Source organism: Kocuria sp. HMSC066H03 (genome assembly GCF_001812045.1).
GTDB classification, from domain to species: domain Bacteria; phylum Actinomycetota; class Actinomycetes; order Actinomycetales; family Micrococcaceae; genus Kocuria; species Kocuria rhizophila.
In genome coordinates, this window is record NZ_KV807505.1 from 39,248 (window position 1) to 57,477 (window position 18,230).

Below are 18,230 nucleotides of genomic sequence, written 5' to 3' on the forward strand. Positions count from 1 at the left end.
TGTTCTCCACATCGTCGTGGGAAAGGGGATCCCCTCCAGCGTAGGTGAGGGCGGGGGAGGGGACCCGGGGACCGCGCCGGGCCGGCCCCGCGTGTCAGGTTGTGAACGCGCCGGACCGGCCGATCGAGGGGGCGCACCGGCCGGAGACACGGGGCCCACGGCGGTCGCGGACCGCGCGTCCGCGTGCGCGGCCGCCCGAGGCGGGGCCGGCGACGAGCCAGCGCCCTGCCCGCACGAACGGACCCCGCCACCCGGGGCGGGTGACGGGGGCGCGGTGCGCGGGCGGCGTCGTGCGCCGGAACGGCGTCAGGAGACGGTGGCCACCCGGATGGTCTCGGGCAGCGCGCGGATCGCGGTCACCACGTCCTCGGTGACCCCGTTGCCGCAGTCCGTGACCAGGTAGCCCATCTGGGCCTTGGTCACGAGCTGCTGGCGGTCCACGTTGATCCCGTGCTCGCCGAGCACGGAGTTCACGCGCGCCAGCACGCCGGGAACGTTGCTGTGGATGTGCAGCAGGCGCGTGCCGCGGATCTCCGGGTCCAGCTGGACCTCGGGGAAGTTCACGGACAGGCTCGTGGTGCCGTAGCGGCAGTAGTCCACCAGCTTGCCGGACACGAAGCCCCCGATGTTCTCCTGGGCCTCCGCCGTGGAACCGCCCACGTGCGGGGTGAGGATCACGTTGGGCAGTCCCTGCAGCGGGGAGACGAAGGGCTCCCCGGCGGCCTTGGGCTCCGAGGGGTAGACGTCCAGGCCCGCGCCGGCCAGGTGGCCCGAGACGAGCGCCTCGTGCAGCGCCTCGATGTCCACCACGTGGCCGCGCGAGAGGTTGAGGAAGATGGAGCGGGGTCGCATCTGGCGGAACTGCTCCCGGCCGAACATGGCGGTGTTGGACTCGCGCCCGTCCACGTGCAGCGTGACGGTCTCCACGCAGGAGAGCAGCTGCTCCAGGGAGTCGCACCTGGTGGCGTTGCCCATGGCCAGGCGGTCCTCGACGTCGTAGTAGTAGACGTCCATGCCGAAGGTCTCCGCGACCACGGAGAGCTGCTTGCCGATGTTGCCGTAGCCCACGATGCCGAGCGTGCGGCCGCGGACCTCGTGGGAGCCCTCGGCGGACTTGTTCCACACGCCCTGGTGCACGGCGGCGTTCTTGTCCGTGAGGTGGCGGGCCAGGGCGATGATCTCCGCGAGCGCGAGCTCCACCACGGAGCGGGTGTTGGAGAACGGGGCGTTGAACACGGCCGTGGCGGTGTCCGTGGCCGCCGTGAGGTCGATCTGGTTGGTCCCGATGCAGAACGCGCCCACGGCCAGCAGCTGCGGGTGGGCCTCCAGGACCTCACGGGTGACCCGCGTCTTGGACCGGATGCCCAGCAGTTCCACGCCCTCCAGGGCGGTGAGCAGCTCCTCGGGGTCCAGGGCACCCTTGCGGGTCTCGACCTCGAACCCCCGGCTGCGCAGGGCGTCGACGGCGTCGGTGTGGATGTTCTCGAGCAGTAAGGCCTTCACACTGTCATCCTACGGTCCGGGTTCGTGGCCCTCCGCCCCGTGACCGGGCACGACGCCGCCGGGCCGGGGTGACCCGCGGACGGGCACGACGCCGCGGGGCCGGGGTCGTTGCCCCGGCGCCGGACGTGCGGCGCGGCGGGAAGCCGTGCGGGCGGCGTAGTGACGGCATGCGCGCGGCCCCCGCCGAGAAGCGGGGGCCGCGCGGTGCGGATGCGGGATGAGACCTCGCATCCAGGTCTCAGGACCGGAATCAGCCGGCGATGCCGAAGGCCTTGAGGAACTCGAGAACGATGCTGGCAACGGTGCCGAGGGACTGGATGATGGAGGTGAAGATGTCCATGGTGCGTGTCCTTTGCTGTTGAACGTCGGTGACATGTACCAGGCCATCCCCGAGCGGATGCTGATCCGTTCTGACCCGGTGGTAACTACGCTACGGAGCCGCCCCGGTCGGGACCACCGACCACCGGCCAGATCTGGGCTGGACCCCCGGCCAGGCCCGGACTGGCCGATCGGCCAGTCCGCCGTCCCCCGCCCGGGGGACAGGTCCGGAACCTTTTCCTGGTGCGTGTGGCGCTCAGTCCTGGTAGGCCCGCAGCAGCCGCTCGCGGACCGCGTCCATGCCGTACTCCCGGGCAATGGTGTCCCGTGCCGCCCGCCCGGTGCGTTCCCGCAGGTCGGGGTCGGACAGCAGCTCTGCGAGTGCGCGTTCGAGATCCGGCTGCGAGTCGTCCACCACCGCCCCGGAGCCGGTGCGTTGCACCGTGTCCGCCAAACCGCACGTGTCCGTGATGACCACGGGGAGCCCGGAGGACATGGCCTCCAGCACGGACATGGGGTACGGCTCGTCCACCGAGGGCAGCACGTAGAGGTCCGAGTCCCGCATCCACTGCGCGGCACCCGCGGAGTCCACCGGGCCCGCCCAGGTGAGGCGGTCCCCGAGTTCCGCGTCCGTGATCGCGCGGCGCACTGCGTCCCTCTGTCCCTCGTCCGGGCCCACCAGAGTGAACGTGGCGTGCGGGAAGCGCTGCGCGAGCGAGCGGGCCGCGGCCACGAACGCGAGCGGACGCTTGCGCTCCTGCAGGCGGGCGAGGAACAGCACCCGGCAGGTCCCGTCCGTCCTCGCCGTGCGCGACCGTGCGCCCACGGGCATGCCGTTGTGCAGCTCCATGAGGTTCACGGGACCGCGCGCCACCTGTGCCACTTCCCGCTGCTCCCGCGGCGTCAGGTGGAAGATGCGGTGCGCGTCCCGCAGCACGCGCCGGGTCAGGGCGGCGTCCAGCGGACCCGCGAGCGGGTTCTCCGACGGGTCGATCATCCCGTGGGTCTGCAGCACCGTCCGGGTGCCCGCGCGCTGCGCGAGCCACGCCGCGGGCAGGGTCAGCAGGTCCCGGGCCATGTGCACGTGCACCACGTCCGCGCTTGGGGCCACCCGGCGCACCCACGAGAGCATCGCGGGGGACGTCAGCCCCGCAAAGCCCGCGCCCGGCAGCACGAAGTGCGGCGGGAACAGGGCCGTGCGCACGCCGTCGCGCTCCGTGGGCAGCGGGGTGCCCAGCTCGGAACCGGTGGCCGCGAGCACGACGTCGTGGCCGGCGTCGGCCAGGGCACGGCACTGGTTGAAGGCCACCGTGGTGGGCCCGCCGTACGCGTTGGTGCCCGAGACGAGGGCCACGATCTGCAGGATCCGCATGCCGCTCACGCCCTCGCGGCCACGGGGGCCAGGACGCGCTCGCCGGCCGGGACGTCCCGGGTGATCAGGGCGGTGGCGCCCACCACGGCGCCCTCGCCCACGGTCACGCCGCGCAGGACCGTGGCGCGCAGGGCGATCCACGCGCCGTCGCCCACGGTGATGGGCGCGTTGTCGAACTCGAACGCGGGGTCGTCCGCGCGGTGGCTGCCCGTGCACAGCATGGCGCCCTGCGAGATGCACACGTCCGAGCCGATCGTGACGGGCTCCAGGTTCAGCAGCCACGCGCCGACGCCGATCCACGAGTTCTCGCCCACGCTCAGCTTCCAGGGCCAGTGGATCCGCACGTCGTGACGGATCAGGGTGCCCTCCCCGATCTGGGCCCCGAACGCGCGCAGGATGCGCGTGCGCACGCGCGGGGGGCACAGCACGGAGCGCTGCAGCGGCTCCGCGACGAGTGCCCACGCCGCGCACTGGAGGATGCTGCGGCCCTTGTCGTAGCCGCGGCCCGTGAATGTGGCGAGGCGGCGTCGGTGGTGTGTCATGTTCTCTCCCCCTGGTGTGACGAGCAGTCCGTGCTCGTGACTGTTCCTGCGGCCGGGTCCGTGCTCCCCAGCACTCCGCGGCCGCTGCGCCCCAGCTTGGCACACCGCGGCCGGCCCGGGCCGAGGGCTTTGACCCCACAAGAGGGAACACGGGGAGGGTGTCGCACTCGGCAGGAAAGCGGCGCGGACGAGAGGCGTGTGCGCGTGGGCCGTGACTGCGGGACGGGGGCGGGATGGATGAGTACGCATGTGGCGGCGCGAATGCCGCAGGTTTCGAGTACTTGTCGTGAGAATGGGAATTTGTGAGGGGCACCGTGAATCGCCGCGTCTTTCCCGCCCTGATTACCGGGAAAGAGAAAAATAGGATGCCAATTTATCCCCCAATATGGGTACAAAGCCATTCCGCAGAAACTACGGCCGCGTTCATGGACCAGATGGCCCGCGTTAGACTGCGGAATATCACATGGGGAGAGACGGTCGGGCTGAGACCAATCCCTCCGGGCGCTGGGCAGTGCTCGGGGAGCATTCGCCCGGCCGTCGTCACAAGGGGGCTGGGAGGACGCATGACGCTGCGAGATTACGTCGATGTACTGAGGAACTGGTGGAAGGCGATAGCCGCACTCACGCTCGTGGGCGTGCTCGCGGGGGTAGTTCTCGCACTCGTGCTGCCGCCCAAGTACGAGGCCACGTCGGAGCTCTACGTGTCCATTCCCACGAGCGACTCGGCCACCGAGCTCAACCAGGCGGCCACGTACCTGTCCCGGGAGCTGAAGTCCTACGCCACGGTGGCCACGTCGCCCTACGTCCTGGAACCCGTGCGCAAGGCCACCGGCGTGGACAAGACCGTGGCAGAGCTCGAGGAGATGCTCGACGTCACCAATCCGACCGCCACCTCGATCATCCAGATCGACGCCACGGCCGACTCCCCGGAGGAGGCCCAGATCGTGGCCAACGGGGTCGCCGACCAGCTGACCGAAGGAGTTGGCACGCTGTCTCCGGAGGTGGCCAACAGGGAGGGGACCGTCCAGGCCACCGTCCTCAGCAAGGCTCAGGTGCCGGACGAGACCACAGGTCTGCCGGCCTGGAGCTACCCGCTCATCGGCCTGGGCGTGGGGGCGCTGCTGGGAGTGGTCCTTGCCTTCGTGCTGGGCAGCCTCAACAGCCGGCCCCGCACCGTGGAGGAGCTGCGGCGCGTACCGGGTGCCACGCTGGCCGTGTCGGTTCCCAAGCTGAAGCGGCTGAGCGACGCGCGCAGCTTCGAGCCCGGTGCCCTGGAGCGCTCGGCGTCGGACGACGCGGCACCGCACGTGACCGCACTGCGATCGCGCCTGCAGCAGCGCCACGCCTCTGTGCTTCCGCAGACCGACGGCTGCGCCGTCCTCGTGGTCGCGGGCACCCGCGCCGGTGACGGCGCGAGCACCGTGGCGCTCGAACTGGCGCGCAGCTTCGTGGGCCTCGGCAGCCGGGTGGCCCTGGTCGACGCCCACCTCTCCGACCGTGGCGTCACCGAGCTGCTCGAGCAGCAGAACCACCCGGGCCTCTCGGACCTCGTGGAGGACCGTGCCGTGGCACAGCAGGGCGTGGTGCGGCTCGGGCCCGGCCTCACGTTCCTGCCCGCCGGCCCGCCCACGTCCCGCTCCAGCGACCTGGTGTGCTCCGAGCCCATGGAGTCCCTGATCCGCGACCTGCGGTCGGAGTTCGACGTGGTCATCCTCGACTGTCCGCCGCTGAGCGAGTCCGCCGATGCCGCGGTGCTCGGTGAGCTCTCCGACGAGATCCTGCTGGTCGCCGTCCCGGGACGCGTCTCCGCGGAACAGCTGCAGACCTCGGTGGACGCCTTCCGCGGCGCTCCCGTGTCCCTCGTGGCCAACAAGGTGCGGGCCTCGCGCGGTCGTCCCGGTCTGGTCTGAGCACCGTGGGCGCGATGAATCCCGTCGCGGTCGCCGTGCTTCTCCTGACGGCCTCCGCAGTGGTGGGTGTGCTGGCGATCATCCACGTCCGCACCCGGCAGATCGACGGGTTGAACCTGCGGATGTGGATGATGCTCAACTTCCTGCTGGCCAACGTGCTCTCGGGCTTCGCCCACGTGCTCGAGTGGTCCAAGGAGCGTGGCTTCTACGAGGTCCTCTCGGGTGATCCCGTGGGCTCCACGTCGGGGCTCACGGAGGCCGCATGGGCCACGTTCCTGGGCAGCTGCGCGCTGTGGGCTGGGCTCGTGCTGCCTCGACCCCGACTGTTTCCCGCCCGAGCGGGAGCCCGTACGATGCCCCGCCGACCGCTCGCCCCGGAGAACCTCTACTCGTTCGCCGCAGCGCACCGGGTGGCCGTGGGGGGTGTCGCGCTCGCGCTCGCGGGCGCGGGTGCTTTCGGACTGGTGCGCGTCATGGGGGCCACGACCGACCAGACCGGTGGGCGCATCATCGCGGTGGACGACGGCAACGCGAGGTTCGCGTTCCTGGCCGGATGGCTGCCCTGGGCTGTGACGCTGCTGGTGCTGGTGCTGGCCTGCCGACGTCGTTCGCCGGGACCCGCCGTGTGGAACACCATCCTGCTCGTGGTGGGCCTGGGAGCCTTGGCCGTCAGTGCCTCCTGGAACGGCGGCCGCTCCGAGATCGTCTACGTGGCGTTCCCGCTGCTCGCGCTGATGCTCCCCAGGATCAACGTGCTGCGCTGGCCGTTCATGGTGGCGGGGGCAGCTCTGCTGGCCGGCTACATCGTCTACACCACGATGCAGCGGGTGGGAGCCACCACGGACCCCTGGTCCTTCGTGGACTGGCAGTGGGGGCGGTTCTCCATGGCCGCGTGGGCCGCCAACCACACGGAGCTCCACGGCGCCCTCCACGGCGAGACGGTGTGGAGCGCCCTGCTCAACGTCCCTCTCTCGCTCCTGCACCTCGTGGGCATCGACGTGGACAACCCGTTCCGCTCCATGGTGGAGGTCTCGGGCTACGACCTGCTGGGCGGGGAGGACCAGATCTACGTGGTGCCCGGTTTCACCGCCGAGATGATCCTGAACTTCGGGGTGCTCGGGGCTGTGGGGGGATACTTCCTCCTCGGGCTGGTCTCCGCAGTGGTGTCGGACGCCTACAGCCGCAGCCGCAGCGAGACCAACAGGGTGCTTCTGGCCACAATCGGCTCCACCCTCGTGTTCCAGGGGATCGTGGGGCAGCTGGAGTCCTTCGAGGTGTTCGTGACGCTCTCGATCCTGCCGCTGTGGGGGCTGTGGGTGGCCGAGCGGATCTTCGCGAGACCGTACGACACGGGCCAGCCGCTCGACCCCGAGCCGTCCGAGACGGTCGAGGCCCCGTGGCAGCGCAGCACTGCCCGCCTCTGAGACACCATCCACCGACCGCGGGGCAGGGGAGCCCACGCATCGGACCATCATCACCGGGAAGAGAACCATGCCACAGCTGACCGTCATCATGCCCGCGTACCGCGCGGGTGCCACCGTGGAGAGCGCCATGCGCTCCACGCTGCGGGCCATGCCCCGCGACTCCGAGCTCGTGGTCTCCGTGGACGGCCCGGACGCCGAGACCGAGCGAGCCGCCCATCGGGTGGCGGACCGCCGCGTCGTCGTGCGGGAGAACGCCGTGAACGTGGGGACCGTGGCGCGCATGCGGGACGCGCTGGACACCACCGACAGCGCGTTCGTGGCGCGCACCGACGCGGACGACCTCTCGCTGCCGTGGCGGTTCACCGCCAGCATGCGGGCACTGGGCCACGCGGACATCGTGTGCGGCGGCGGCGTCCGGTTCGGGCAGGGAATGCTCCCTCGGCTTTCCTACCCCCGGAGCCTCACGAGCACGGAGCTCGGACTGCTGCTGCCGTTCGTGAACCCGCTGTTCCACTCGAGCATGCTCGCGCGCCGGGAGACGCTCGAACTCGCGGACGCCTACGCGCGGCCCAACACCGCCGAGGACTACGTCCTGTGGCTCGACGCCCTGTGCCAGGGCGCCCGGATCCACAAACTGGCCATGCCCCTGATCGCCTACCGGCTGAGCCCGGGGCAGCTGTCGAGCGCGCCGGACTACCACGCCCGCATCGCTCAGGACCCCGAGGTCCGGCGCGCCTGGGACGCGTGGGCCCGGACGAGCGGCATGACGTGGCTCGTGGACAACGGGGGCGGTCCCGGCAGTCCCGTGGGCACCGCCGAGCAGCTGCGGGCGGTTGTGGCCGGGGTCCGTCCCGGAACACGGCCCTACACGCGGCGGCACCTGGCGCAGGTCGCGGGCGTGGCGAGGGAACCCGCATGCTGAACCAGATCAAGTCACTCATCGAGCGGGCCCTGCCCCGGGTGTCCTCGGCGCTGGTCATCCTGACCCTCGCGGCGTTCACCAACCCGCACTACGTGGGCATCTACAACGTGGTCACGCTGTGCTACACGGCCATCCAGGTGACCATCGACTCCGGCGCCAGGTTCGCGGTGATCCGGGTGCTGACCGAGCCCGGCGGCATGCGGATCATGAACCGCTACCGCACCGTCATGCCCGTGCTGGCGTTCACGATCCTCGTGGGGCTCATGCTCTTCCTGCGCTCCAACGGGACCCTGGAGACCTGGGGCGAGTTCCTCCAGGTGCTCCCCGTCGCGTTCGCTCCGGGTTTCGGCGCCCTGGGGCTGCTCTACGTGGGCACCCTGCAGGCCACCAACCAGTGGGGGACCCTGGCGCGGATGCAGCTGCGTGCCTCCGTTGCGGGACTGGCCGTGGGCGGTGCGGTGCTCGTCATGACCCACTCGCTGCTGGGGCCCTCCCTGCAGCTGGCCGTCACGGAGGGCACCTTCGCCCTGCTGTGCTGGCGGGCCGCACGACGCAGCACGGAACCGCTGCCGCGGTCCACCCCCGGGGAGAAGTCGATCCTCTCGGACATGACCACGATGTCCGGCTACGCGCTCATGGCCTGGCTGCAGGGCCAGGCCGAGCGGCTGTTCATGACGGTCTTCGCCGGGACAGCGGTGCTGGGCACCTACACCGCGGGCAGCGCCGTGGGCCGTGCGCCGGGAGACGCGCTCGCGGCGTCGACTGCCAACATGGTGCGTGTGGGGGTGGCGGACAAGGAGACCCCCGACGAGATCCGGGACGCCAGCGACCACTACCTGTTCCGGGCGCTCATCCTGGCCGTTGCAGGGGTGGTCGTCTCGCAGGTCGCCGCCATCGTCCTCACACCGGTTCTGGGGGAGGAGTGGCGCCCGGCGATGGCCATGGTGCCGTTCATCGCCATGGTGTCCTTCCCCGGCGTGCTGTCCTGGGCGGCGTCGGTGCTGCTCGTGCGCACGGGTGCGGCGTGGAAGACGTTCGTGGGGCCGGTCATCGGCATCGTCTTCGGTGCCGTGATCGCGTGGGTGGCGTCGTTCAACCTGCAGCTCGCGGCCACGGTGCTGGTGCTGCGCGAGTTCGCCGTGGTGCTCACCGCGTACCTGCTCGTGGGCAGGGCCGCACCGTGGCGGTCTTTCTGGTTCGGGGCGGGGCTCAGCGCCGTGGGTCTCACGGTCTGCTGGCTGGGAGTGCTCTGACACGTTCCACGGGTCCCCGCCCCTGAGCGGGCGGGGCCTGCGGCGCAGGACGACGCCGCCCGTCAGCTCTCGGGCTCCCTCGCGCCGTCACCTGCAGGCCGGCTGATGCTCAGCCGCAGACCGGCCACGCCTGCAGGTGCGGGCAGGGTCCGGGATGCCGTCTCCTGGGCGGAACCCGCCACCACGCGGGACCGTGACGGTGCGGAGCACGAGAACGGCGGGCGGCCCCGTGAAGGACCGCCCGCCGTCGTGTGCTCGCCGGGAGTGTGTCAGGTGCCCCGCGCCGAGTCCCGGTGCGCGCGGTACCAGGCCACGGCGTCGTCGAGCCCCGTGGGCAGGTCGATGGACGCGGTCCAGCCCAGCGCGCTCAGGTGCGAGACGTCCATGAGCTTGCGGGGGGTGCCGTCCGGCTTGGACGCGTCCCAGTGCGTGGTGCCCTCGAATCCGGTGGCCGCGGCCACGAGCTCCGAGAGCTCCTTGATCGAGACGTCCTCGCCCACTCCCACGTTGACCTGCTGGGGGCCGTCGTAGTGCTCCAGCAGGAACAGGCACGCCGAGGCGAGGTCGTCCACGTGGAGGAACTCGCGGCGCGGTGACCCGGAACCCCAGTTGGTGATCTCCGTGTCGCCGTCCCGCACCGCCTGGTCGTAGCGGCGGATCATGGCCGGGAGCACGTGCGAGCCTGTGGGGGAGAAGTTGTCCCCGGGCCCGTACAGGTTGGTGGGCATGGCCGAGATCCAGGGCAGCCCGTACTGGCGGCGCACCGACTGCACGTGCAGGATGCCCGCGATCTTGGCGATCGCGTAGGCGTCGTTGGTGGGCTCCAGGTAGCCGGTCAGCAGCGCATCTTCCCGCAGCGGCTGCTCCGCGAGCTTGGGGTAGATGCAGGACGAGCCCAGGAACAGGACCCGTTCCACGTCCACCGCGCGCGCGGCGTCCAGGAGGTTGAGCTGGATGCGCAGGTTGTCGGAGAGAAAGTCCACCGGGCGGGTGCTGTTCGCCCCGATGCCGCCGACCTTGGCCGCCGCGAGCACCATGTACTGGGGCTTCTGCTCCGCCATGAAGGCCTCGACCGCCTCGCGGTCCCGCAGGTCCAGCTCCGCGGACGTGGCGCCCACCAGGTTCTCGAACCCTGCGGACTCCAGGTGCCGCCAGATGGCGGAGCCCACGAGGCCCCGGTGCCCGGCCACGTAGAACGGTGCCGAGCGGTCCAGGGGCCCCGGCGTGTAGCGGACGTCGTCCGTGGTGCGGGCGTCGGCCGGATCGCTGACGGTGCGGGGCCAGTCGGCACCCGGTGCGGTGGCGTCCACCATCTCCTCCTCGTGCAGTTCGGTGCTCATGCGGCCTTCCCCGGGGCCCAGATGTGCTGGGAGACGGTGTCGATCCACGGGGTGCCCGCGCACTCGAGGGCCGCGCGGTCCGCGTCCACCATGATGCGGGCGAGTTCGGGGGCGTGCACGGTGGCCTTCCACCCGAGCTTCTCCTCGGCCTTGGACGGATCACCGATCAGGGCGTCCACCTCGGTGGGTCGCAGGTAGCGCTCGTCGAAGCGCACGTGCTTCTCCCAGTCCAGCCCGGCGTGCTCGAACGAGGTCTCGAGGAACTCGCGCACCGTGCTGGGCCGGCCGGTGGCCAGCACGAAGTCCTCGGGCTCGTCCACCTGCAGCATGCGCCACATGCCCTCCACGTACTCGGCGGCGTAGCCCCAGTCGCGGATGGCATCCAGGTTGCCCATGTACAGGTGCTCCTGCTTGCCCGCGGCGATCGCGGCCACGGCGCGCGTGATCTTGCGGGTCACGAAGGTCTCGCCGCGGCGCGGGGACTCGTGGTTGAAGAGGATCCCGTTCACCGCGAACATGTCGTACGCCTCGCGGTAGTTCTTGGTGATCCAGTACGAGTAGATCTTGGCCGCGCCGTACGGCGAGCGCGGGTAGAACGGGGTGTTCTCGTCCTGCGGGGGCGGCGTGGCACCGAACAGTTCTGATGTGGAGGCCTGGTAGAAACGGCACTTCACGCCGGCGCGGCGCACGGCCTCGAGCAGCCGCACGGTGCCCAGCCCGGTGGTGTCACCGGTGTGCTCGGGCTCGTCGAAGGACACGCGCACGTGGGACTGCGCGGCCAGGTTGTAGACCTCGTCCGGGTCGATCTCCCCCATGAGGGTGACCAGCCGTGCTGCGTCCGAGAGGTCCCCGTAGTGCAGGAACAGCTGCGCGTCCGGGTTGTGGGGGTCCTGGTACAGGTGGTCGATCCGGGACGTGTTGAACGTGGACGCGCGGCGGATCAGGCCGTGGACCTCGTAGCCCTTGGACAGCAGCAGCTCCGCGAGGTACGAGCCGTCCTGGCCGGTGATGCCGGTGATGAGTGCTTTCTTCTGGTTCATGGTGGTCTCTCCCCTGGTGGATCAGTGCGGTGGGCCGGTGCGGCCCGGTGTGTCAGGAATGGGCGGTGACGGGTGCCCTGTGCTCCGCTGCGATGCCCGGGCGCAGCTTGTGCAGGGCGGTGGTGAAGGAGCGCACGGCGGCACCGCGGCTCAGCACGTCACGGACGTAGCCGCGTCCGCCCCGGTGGGTGGCGCCCCCGGTGGTGATCCACTCCTCGTGCAGTGTCATGGCCCCCGCCACGAGCGCCTCGGGATCACCGGGTTCCACACGGATGCCCGCGTCCGCCGCCGCCAGCTCCGCGGCGGAGGGGCCCTCGGCCTCGACGGCCGCGAGGACGGGGCGGTCAGCCGTGAAGTAGCTGGTCAGTTTGCTGGGCACGCACATCTCGGTGAGCCCGGGACGCTCGTTGACCAGCAGGATGTCCGCGGCCCGCAGCAGCCCGGCGTACGTGTCGTTGTCCACGCTGGGCAGCACCTCGAAGCGCGGGGTGCGTTCCGCGAGCGCCTCGAGCTGCGGGCGCTGGTGCCCGCCGCCCACGAGCACGAACCGCAGCGGCGCACCCGTGCGCTCGGCCACCTGTGCGGCGGCAGCCACGTTGCCGAGGTCCTGCTTGGCGCCCATGTTGCCGGTGTGCAGCACCACCACGTCCTCCGGCTCCCAGCCGAAGCGCCGCCGCAGGGCGGCGGTGTCCACGCTGGGTGCCTCGGAGATGTGGGTCCAGTTGCGCACGGTGGTCACCCTGTCCGCCGCCACTCCCATGTGGCGGCGGAGGTACTCGGAGAACCGGTCGTGGATCACGACGACGCCGTCGCACGAGCGCAGGAACGTCCCCTCCACCGCTCGCATCAGGCGCGTGACCGGTCCACTGGCCGCGCCCGTCTCCGAGAGGCCAGCCGTGTAGATGTCGTGGACCCAGGCGACCACCGGGGTCCGGGTCAACGCCGCGCGCACCCGCACGATCGCGGAGGCGAACAGCGCCGGCGTGACGACCACGACGACGTCCGGGTCCCCCCATGCGGCGGTGGCGGCGCGCAGGCCGAAGACGACCTCCATGCCCAACCGGCGCAGCTGCCCGGCGTCGTGCGGCACGGGGTGTGGCACGCGGAGCACCGGCACTCCGTCGATGACCTCGTACCCGTCACCGCGCTTCGGATACCCCTCGTGGATGCTCCACTGCGGGTAGTGCGGCAGGCCGGTGATGACGTCGGTGTCCCACCCGGCATCGCGTAGCGCCCGGGCCATGCCCGCGGTGTACGGAGCGATGCCCGTGTGCTCCGGTGAATAGTTGAGACCTACGATCAGGACGCGTGGTGCCACGCTCTCTCCTCCCCCTGAAGAGCAGGGGCGCCGCCCCTGCTCTCCCCCAGTTGCGGTGGGCCTCCCCAGGCCCACCTGCCGCTTCCCGTGACGGTTCACGGGGAACGGCGGTCGGTGCCGGTGCTCGTTCTCTCCCTGGAACACCGGCGTTTGCCATCATAATCACGCCGCCAAGTATTCGACTCCGCAATGACGACAATTCTGTGTGGGCCCATGTAGGTACAACCCGGTAAATGCGCTGGTCGGACCGGGGAAAATAGTCGCTTCAATGGAAAACCACACATTAGGGGACACTGTTTCCCGGCCCGCTGATGCGTGTCCTGGCTATGCTTTGTGAGTGCAAACCTGCACGGCATCCGCGGGGGCAATGCGGTGCTCGGGGCAGGGACACGCCGTCGGCGGTGGGGAACACGCCGGCAGAACGGCGCTCGTCGTGGCGGCGGGGGCAGAGCAACGGTGTACGGCTGAGGTGCATCCGGAGCAGAACTGGGGAGAATTCATGCGTATTGCCGGGCAGGCAAGTTTTTTGACGGGGGACGACCACACCATTCACGCGTGGGTCCACGGACCGCAGAGCGGTCAGGTGCGCGGCGCCGTCGTCGTGGCGCCCGCACTGGCACGCGAGGAAGTGGTCAGCCACCGCAGCATGCGGCTGGTTGCGGCGCGGGCGGCGCAGGCGGGCTGGCTGGTCGTCCGAATGGCCTGGAGCGGGACCTCGGAGTCGGGTGAGCGCCCGCCCGGGAGCGACCCCGTGCAGGTGTGGCACCGGGACCTCGCGGTGGCGTACGGCGCCGCCCGGGAGCTCGTGGGCCCGGAGCTGCCGGTCCACGGGATCGGGCTGCGCATCGGGGCGTCGGTGCTGGCAACCTCTGGGCTGCCGTTCGAGAAGCGGCTGCTGTGGGAGCCGGTCTCCGGGGCCGTGTACATGCGCCAGTACACCGGGCTGCGCCGCGCCAGCGGACTCGACCTGCCGCCGGAGGTGGACTCCGGCGTGGAGATTGGCGGAGCGCACTTCACGGGGGAGGAGGCCGCCGCCATCCGCGCGCTCCCGGATCCCCGCAAACTCGCAACTCCCGGGCTCGAGCCGGTGCGCGAGGAGGACCGCGCGGTGGCCAAGAAGCTCTACGGGGTGGCGGCGATCTACGCGAAGTCCAGCCCGGAGGCGATCGCCTCGCTCGTGGCCCGCCTGGACGGCCCCCGGGAGGATGCCTCCGAGCGGGCGGACGTGAGCTCCTGGCAGCCACGGACCACCGCGCGATTCCACGTGGCCGAGTTCGGGGTGGATGTTGCCGAGGAGCTCCTCGAGCTCGGGGAGGATCTGCTGCCTGCCTCCTACACCCATCCCGTGGGCCGCGACGGGACCGGTGCCGGCGCCGTTCTGCTGGCTCCGCCCTCCGCGGACCCCAAGGACGGCCCCACGGGTCTGTGGACCGTGCAGGCCCGTCGGCTCGCGGCCCGCGGCGTGCCCGCCATCCGCGTGGAGCGTCACCACTGCGGTGACGCGGCCGGTCTGGACGAGCTCAAGGACATCAACCCCTACACCGGGCAGGGCGTCGCGGACCTGGACCTGGGCGCCGCCTGGCTTAAGGAGCGCACGGGGGAGGAGATCACGGGTGTCGGCCTGTGCGTGGGGGGCTGGCTCGTGGCCATGGCCCCGCCCACGAGCGCCATGACCAGCCGCGTGGTGCTCAACAACGTGGCATGGCGTGCCGGGGAGACGTACTACGACAAGCTCTACCGCAACTGGGACGTGGACGCCGTGCTGGAGCAGCTGCGGACCATGGCCGATGTGGAGGTCAGCGCCAGCTGGCGCACCCGGGCCAAGAACAGAGTGCGTCGCCGCATGCCGTACCCGGTGTGGCTTGCGCTGGGCAGGCGCAACATCCCGAACGTCCCCGAGGTGGTCATGGAGTACGCCTCGCGAGGTGCCGAGGTCCTGTTCTGCTTCGGCCCCGAGGACGGCCTGCTGTTCCGGCAGGAGCGCGGGGAGGAGGGGCTGGCCCGGCTCACCCGTCAGGGGCGGCGGATCCGGGTGGCCCAGGTTCCTGCGCTCGACCACTCGCTCCAGGCGTGCGCCTCACGCCGCACCGCCCTGCAGATCGTGGACGCGGCGCTCGGGCTGAGCGCCTTCCCCCAGGAGGAGGTGGCGCCGTGCGCCGTGTGAGAAGAGACCGCAGCACCGCGCGCGCCGCCTCGGTGCGGGTCGTCGCCGGCTGCGCGGCGGCCGCACTGCTGCTCACCGGCTGCGGTGGGGGCGGCACGCCGGACGCCACCACCGGCACGAGCTCGATCGCGGGGTTCGACGCCCAGGCGGTGGCGCAGGTGGGCTTCCAGGACCCCGAGGCGATCACCACGCAGGACCACGGGATCACGGTCACCTCTGCGCGGGGTCTCTCCCCGCGTGCGGTGGAGCTCGGGGTCAGCACCGACGCCGTGTCCCCGGAGGCGCCCGGCGGGCGCAACTCGATGGTGGTGATCACCCCGGAGGGCTACGACCCCGCCAAGAAGTACCCGGTGGTCTACATGCTGCCGGGCAGCGGAGCGGTCGACGCCCCCGCCCTGCAGTGGTACGAGGCGGGCCAGGCGGAGCAGGTCACCCAGGGCCTGCCGGTGATCACGGTGATCGTCAGCGGCGGCAAGCAGGGGTGGTACACCGACTGGGCCACGCAGGACGAGCTGACGCAGAACTGGGAGACCTTCCACCTGGAGCAGGTGGTCCCGTGGGTGGACTCCCACCTCTCCACCGCAACGGACCGGGAGCACCGGCTGGTGATGGGCAACTCCATGGGAGGCTACGGGGCCGTCCGCTACGCCGAGGACCGCCCGGACCTCTTCGGGGAGGCCGTGAGCTTGTCCGGGGTCCTGGACCTGTCCTCCAAGGACGTGCGCCAGAACTTCTCGGCCGCGTCCCACGAGTCCACGGGGCAGTGGGAGGCGGTGTTCGGTGACGGGGACTTCACCACCGAGGAGCAGTGGAAGGCCCACGACCCCATGACGCACAGCGCGTCGCTTGAGGACGTCCACGTGCAGCTCTTCGCGGGGCAGGGCAACGGCGCGGACGGGGACATCGAGCCCGCTCTGCGGGACACCACCGCCACGTTCGCGCGGGAGCTCGACACCCGCGGCGTCCCCTACCAGTACACGGAGTACGGACAGGTGGGTGAGTGCGACGGCGGACACGTGTTCCAGTGCTGGCGCCCCGCCGCCGTCGTCGCCCTGGGCCGGTGGTCCGAGCGCGTGGGGATCGAGCGCACCGCGGGCGAGCCGTCGGTCGCCCCCGAGTTCAAGGCGGTCACCTCCGGGGAGGGGTCGTGAGCGCCGCGCACGACGCCGCCCGCGGGGCTCGCGTGGGCTGCGACCTGCAGGGTGTCGCACCGGTCGCGGAGGCCCTCGCCCAGCGGGGCGAACGCTACCTGCGCGCGGTGTTCGCGCCGGAGGAGATCGCGGAGCTCACGAGCTCGTCCGAGCTTCCGGCCGCGGAGTCCGTGGCCGGGCGGTTCGCCGCCAAGGAGGCCGTGCTGAAGGTGCTGCGCCCCGGGGTCGAGGACGCCGTGGCGTGGCCCCAGATCATGATCCGCACCGGGCCCGGGGGCGTTCCCGAGGTGCGGCTGCGGGGGACCGCCGCGCGGGTCGCGGAGCGTGGCGGGGTGCGGGACTGGAGCGTGAGCACCTCGCACGACGCAGGTTTCGCCATGGCCGTGGCGTGCGCCACGGCGCCCTGACAGCACCCGTCGAAGACCACAAGATCACCGCTGGGACCGCAGAGAGGGCGGTACCGCGGAGCACGAGAAGCATCAGATCAACCGAAAGAGGTTCACACCATGGATTCCACCGCCATCGAGACCACCGTCCGCTCCGTCCTGGCGGACCAGGGCAAGCTCTCCGAGGACGCCCAGAGCATCGCCGTGGACGCGGACCTGTACCGCGCCGGGATGACCTCGCACGCGTCCGTGAACGTGATGCTCGGGCTGGAGGACGAGTTCGACATCGAGTTCCCCGAGGAGCGCCTGACCAAGGCCACGTTCACGTCCGTCCAGTCCATCACCGAGGCCGTGGAGGCGATCCAGAATGACTGAGACCACTGTCCTGAGCGACACCCCCCGCGCGCAGCGGGAGGAACCGGAGAACGAGGACCGCACGCAGCGCAACGCCGCCCGCGCGGAGGCCGTGGCCGCGGTGGCCCGCGAGTTCGCGGCCGCCGTGGACGAGGAGGGTCGTTTCCCCCGGGAGGCGATCGACGAGGCCCGCACCCAGGGACTGCTGGGTGCGCCCATGTCCGAGGCGGACGGCGGGCTGGGGTGGAGCATCACCGAGTTGTGCCGCATGCTGGAGCGCGTGGGGCGTGAGTGCACCTCCACCGCCATGATCCTGGCCATGCACCACTCGCAGACGCTGTGCCTGACCCGGCACGCGGACACGGAGTACCTGCGTGACTTCACCCGCCGGGTGGCCACCGAGGGTCTGCTGCTGGCCTCGGCGACCACCGAGGTGAACATCGGCGGCAACACCCGCTCGTCCACGTGCGCGGTGCGCCCGGCCGGCGACGGCCGCGTGCACCTGCACAAGACGTGCCCCGTGATCTCCTACGGCGCGTACGCGGACGCCATCCTGGTGACGGCCCGCGCGAGCGAGGAAGCGGCGTCGAGCGACCAGGTGCTGCTCGTGGTCGAGGCCGCGGACCTGCAGCTCGAGCGCCAGCGCGGCTGGGACGCCCTGGGGATGCGGGGCACGTGCTCCGAATCATTCGAGCTGGACGCCACCACCCGTGCCGACGCCGTGTTCACGGCACTGTTCGAGACCATCTCCGCGCAGACCATGCTGCCCGGCGCGCACTGCCTCTGGGCTTCCGCGTGGCTCGGCATGGCCACCCAGGCCGGGCTGACCGCCCGCTCCGTGGTGCAGAAGGCCGCGCGCAAGACCCCGGGAACCACTCCGCCGTCGGCCCTGCGCCTGGCCGAGCTGGAAGTCCAGCTGCAGGCCATGACGGACGTGGTCCGTGCCTCCGTGGCACGCTATGAGGCCGCGTACGACGATCCCGCCGCGTGCGAGTCCATGCAGTTCGCGATCGCCATGAACACCCTGAAGGTCTCCGGCGCGGAGGCCGTGCGGCGGATCGTGGGGGACGCCCTGGTGATCGTGGGGATCACGGGCTTCGCCAACCGCTCGCCCGTGAGCCTGGCCCGGCTGTACCGGGACAGCATCGGGCCGTCCGTCATGGTCAACAACGACCGCATCCTGCAGCACACCGCCACCATGCAACTCGTCTCGAGGGGACAACGATGACCATC

At 71.1% G+C, this 18,230-nt stretch carries 15 protein-coding genes; 9 read left to right on the plus strand and 6 right to left on the minus strand.

Features of this window, described 5'->3' with window-relative positions; translation table 11 throughout:
* Positions 1–306: 306 nt before the first annotated feature.
* The 3 genes from serA to HMPREF2833_RS02425 all read right to left on the minus strand — a co-directional run bounded on the left by serA (position 307) and on the right by HMPREF2833_RS02425 (position 3,735).
* Positions 307–1,503 carry a phosphoglycerate dehydrogenase gene (serA, locus tag HMPREF2833_RS02415; protein WP_019311034.1) on the minus strand — a complete coding sequence of 399 codons (1,197 nt, stop codon included), beginning with the start codon at positions 1,501–1,503 and terminating at the stop codon, positions 307–309.
* Positions 1,504–2,077: 574 nt separating this feature from the next.
* Positions 2,078–3,193 carry a glycosyltransferase gene (locus HMPREF2833_RS02420; RefSeq protein WP_070636598.1) on the minus strand — a complete coding sequence of 372 codons (1,116 nt, stop codon included), beginning with the start codon at positions 3,191–3,193 and terminating at the stop codon, positions 2,078–2,080.
* Positions 3,194–3,198: 5 nt separating this feature from the next.
* Positions 3,199–3,735 (minus strand): DapH/DapD/GlmU-related protein, encoded by a 537-nt coding sequence (locus tag HMPREF2833_RS02425; RefSeq protein ID WP_070636599.1) that lies wholly within the window; start codon positions 3,733–3,735, stop codon positions 3,199–3,201.
* Between the two features lie 563 nt (positions 3,736–4,298).
* On the opposite strand from HMPREF2833_RS02425, the gene HMPREF2833_RS02430 reads away from it, so the two are divergent.
* The 4 genes from HMPREF2833_RS02430 to HMPREF2833_RS02445 all read left to right on the plus strand — a co-directional run bounded on the left by HMPREF2833_RS02430 (position 4,299) and on the right by HMPREF2833_RS02445 (position 9,244).
* Positions 4,299–5,645 carry a polysaccharide biosynthesis tyrosine autokinase gene (locus HMPREF2833_RS02430; RefSeq protein ID WP_158217872.1) on the plus strand — a complete coding sequence of 449 codons (1,347 nt, stop codon included), beginning with the start codon at positions 4,299–4,301 and terminating at the stop codon, positions 5,643–5,645.
* Positions 5,646–5,659: 14 nt separating this feature from the next.
* Positions 5,660–7,069, plus strand: a complete 1,410-nt coding sequence (locus HMPREF2833_RS02435) for an O-antigen polymerase (RefSeq protein ID WP_070636600.1) — start codon at positions 5,660–5,662, stop codon at positions 7,067–7,069.
* A gap of 67 nt (positions 7,070–7,136) precedes the next feature.
* Positions 7,137–7,991: a glycosyltransferase family 2 protein gene (locus tag HMPREF2833_RS02440; protein ID WP_070636601.1), complete on the plus strand. Its 855-nt coding sequence runs from the start codon at positions 7,137–7,139 to the stop codon at positions 7,989–7,991.
* Positions 7,985–9,244, plus strand: coding sequence for a lipopolysaccharide biosynthesis protein (locus HMPREF2833_RS02445; RefSeq protein WP_019311041.1), 1,260 nt, complete (start codon positions 7,985–7,987; stop codon positions 9,242–9,244). The genes HMPREF2833_RS02440 and HMPREF2833_RS02445 overlap by 7 nt, the downstream gene beginning before the upstream one ends.
* Positions 9,245–9,513: 269 nt before the next feature.
* Here the strand turns inward: HMPREF2833_RS02445 and HMPREF2833_RS02450 are convergent, their stop codons facing one another.
* The 3 genes from HMPREF2833_RS02450 to HMPREF2833_RS02460 are packed head-to-tail and all read right to left on the minus strand — an operon-like array spanning position 9,514 to position 12,942.
* A complete protein-coding gene (locus HMPREF2833_RS02450) occupies positions 9,514–10,584 on the minus strand; it encodes a GDP-L-fucose synthase family protein (protein ID WP_019311042.1) in 1,071 nt (356 codons plus the stop codon).
* Entirely contained in the window at positions 10,581–11,624 is a 1,044-nt protein-coding gene (gene gmd, locus HMPREF2833_RS02455) for a GDP-mannose 4,6-dehydratase (RefSeq protein ID WP_019311043.1), read from the minus strand. Before gmd ends, HMPREF2833_RS02450 begins: the two co-directional genes overlap by 4 nt.
* A 52-nt stretch (positions 11,625–11,676) precedes the next feature.
* Positions 11,677–12,942, minus strand: coding sequence for a glycosyltransferase family 4 protein (locus tag HMPREF2833_RS02460; protein WP_019311044.1), 1,266 nt, complete (start codon positions 12,940–12,942; stop codon positions 11,677–11,679).
* Between the two features lie 499 nt (positions 12,943–13,441).
* Here HMPREF2833_RS02460 and HMPREF2833_RS02465 point away from each other — a divergent pair, with 499 nt between their 5' ends.
* The 5 genes from HMPREF2833_RS02465 to HMPREF2833_RS02485 all read left to right on the plus strand — a co-directional run bounded on the left by HMPREF2833_RS02465 (position 13,442) and on the right by HMPREF2833_RS02485 (position 18,225).
* The gene (locus HMPREF2833_RS02465) at positions 13,442–15,106 is read left to right on the plus strand and encodes an alpha/beta hydrolase family protein (protein WP_239356497.1); all 1,665 of its coding nucleotides are present in this window, start codon (positions 13,442–13,444) and stop codon (positions 15,104–15,106) included.
* Positions 15,103–16,257 carry an alpha/beta hydrolase gene (locus HMPREF2833_RS02470; RefSeq protein WP_235005119.1) on the plus strand — a complete coding sequence of 385 codons (1,155 nt, stop codon included), beginning with the start codon at positions 15,103–15,105 and terminating at the stop codon, positions 16,255–16,257. The genes HMPREF2833_RS02465 and HMPREF2833_RS02470 overlap by 4 nt, the downstream gene beginning before the upstream one ends.
* Positions 16,254–16,664: a holo-ACP synthase gene (locus HMPREF2833_RS02475; protein ID WP_047978976.1), complete on the plus strand. Its 411-nt coding sequence runs from the start codon at positions 16,254–16,256 to the stop codon at positions 16,662–16,664. Before HMPREF2833_RS02470 ends, HMPREF2833_RS02475 begins: the two co-directional genes overlap by 4 nt.
* A 99-nt stretch (positions 16,665–16,763) precedes the next feature.
* Positions 16,764–17,018 carry an acyl carrier protein gene (locus HMPREF2833_RS02480; protein ID WP_019311048.1) on the plus strand — a complete coding sequence of 85 codons (255 nt, stop codon included), beginning with the start codon at positions 16,764–16,766 and terminating at the stop codon, positions 17,016–17,018.
* Positions 17,011–18,225 carry an acyl-CoA dehydrogenase family protein gene (locus HMPREF2833_RS02485; RefSeq protein ID WP_019311049.1) on the plus strand — a complete coding sequence of 405 codons (1,215 nt, stop codon included), beginning with the start codon at positions 17,011–17,013 and terminating at the stop codon, positions 18,223–18,225. Before HMPREF2833_RS02480 ends, HMPREF2833_RS02485 begins: the two co-directional genes overlap by 8 nt.
* Positions 18,226–18,230 lie beyond the last annotated feature (5 nt).

Coding starts and splice junctions, on each gene's coding strand:
- HMPREF2833_RS02420 (WP_070636598.1), bottom strand. CDS start 3,193: ATGCGGATCCTGCAGATCGTGGCCCTCGTCTCGGGCACCAACGCGTAC.
- HMPREF2833_RS02425 (WP_070636599.1), bottom strand. CDS start 3,735: ATGACACACCACCGACGCCGCCTCGCCACATTCACGGGCCGCGGCTAC.
- HMPREF2833_RS02430 (WP_158217872.1), top strand. CDS start 4,299: ATGACGCTGCGAGATTACGTCGATGTACTGAGGAACTGGTGGAAGGCG.
- HMPREF2833_RS02435 (WP_070636600.1), top strand. CDS start 5,660: ATGAATCCCGTCGCGGTCGCCGTGCTTCTCCTGACGGCCTCCGCAGTG.
- HMPREF2833_RS02440 (WP_070636601.1), top strand. CDS start 7,137: ATGCCACAGCTGACCGTCATCATGCCCGCGTACCGCGCGGGTGCCACC.
- HMPREF2833_RS02445 (WP_019311041.1), top strand. CDS start 7,985: ATGCTGAACCAGATCAAGTCACTCATCGAGCGGGCCCTGCCCCGGGTG.
- HMPREF2833_RS02450 (WP_019311042.1), bottom strand. CDS start 10,584: ATGAGCACCGAACTGCACGAGGAGGAGATGGTGGACGCCACCGCACCG.
- gmd (WP_019311043.1), bottom strand. CDS start 11,624: ATGAACCAGAAGAAAGCACTCATCACCGGCATCACCGGCCAGGACGGC.
- HMPREF2833_RS02465 (WP_239356497.1), top strand. CDS start 13,442: ATGCGTATTGCCGGGCAGGCAAGTTTTTTGACGGGGGACGACCACACC.
- HMPREF2833_RS02480 (WP_019311048.1), top strand. CDS start 16,764: ATGGATTCCACCGCCATCGAGACCACCGTCCGCTCCGTCCTGGCGGAC.
- HMPREF2833_RS02485 (WP_019311049.1), top strand. CDS start 17,011: ATGACTGAGACCACTGTCCTGAGCGACACCCCCCGCGCGCAGCGGGAG.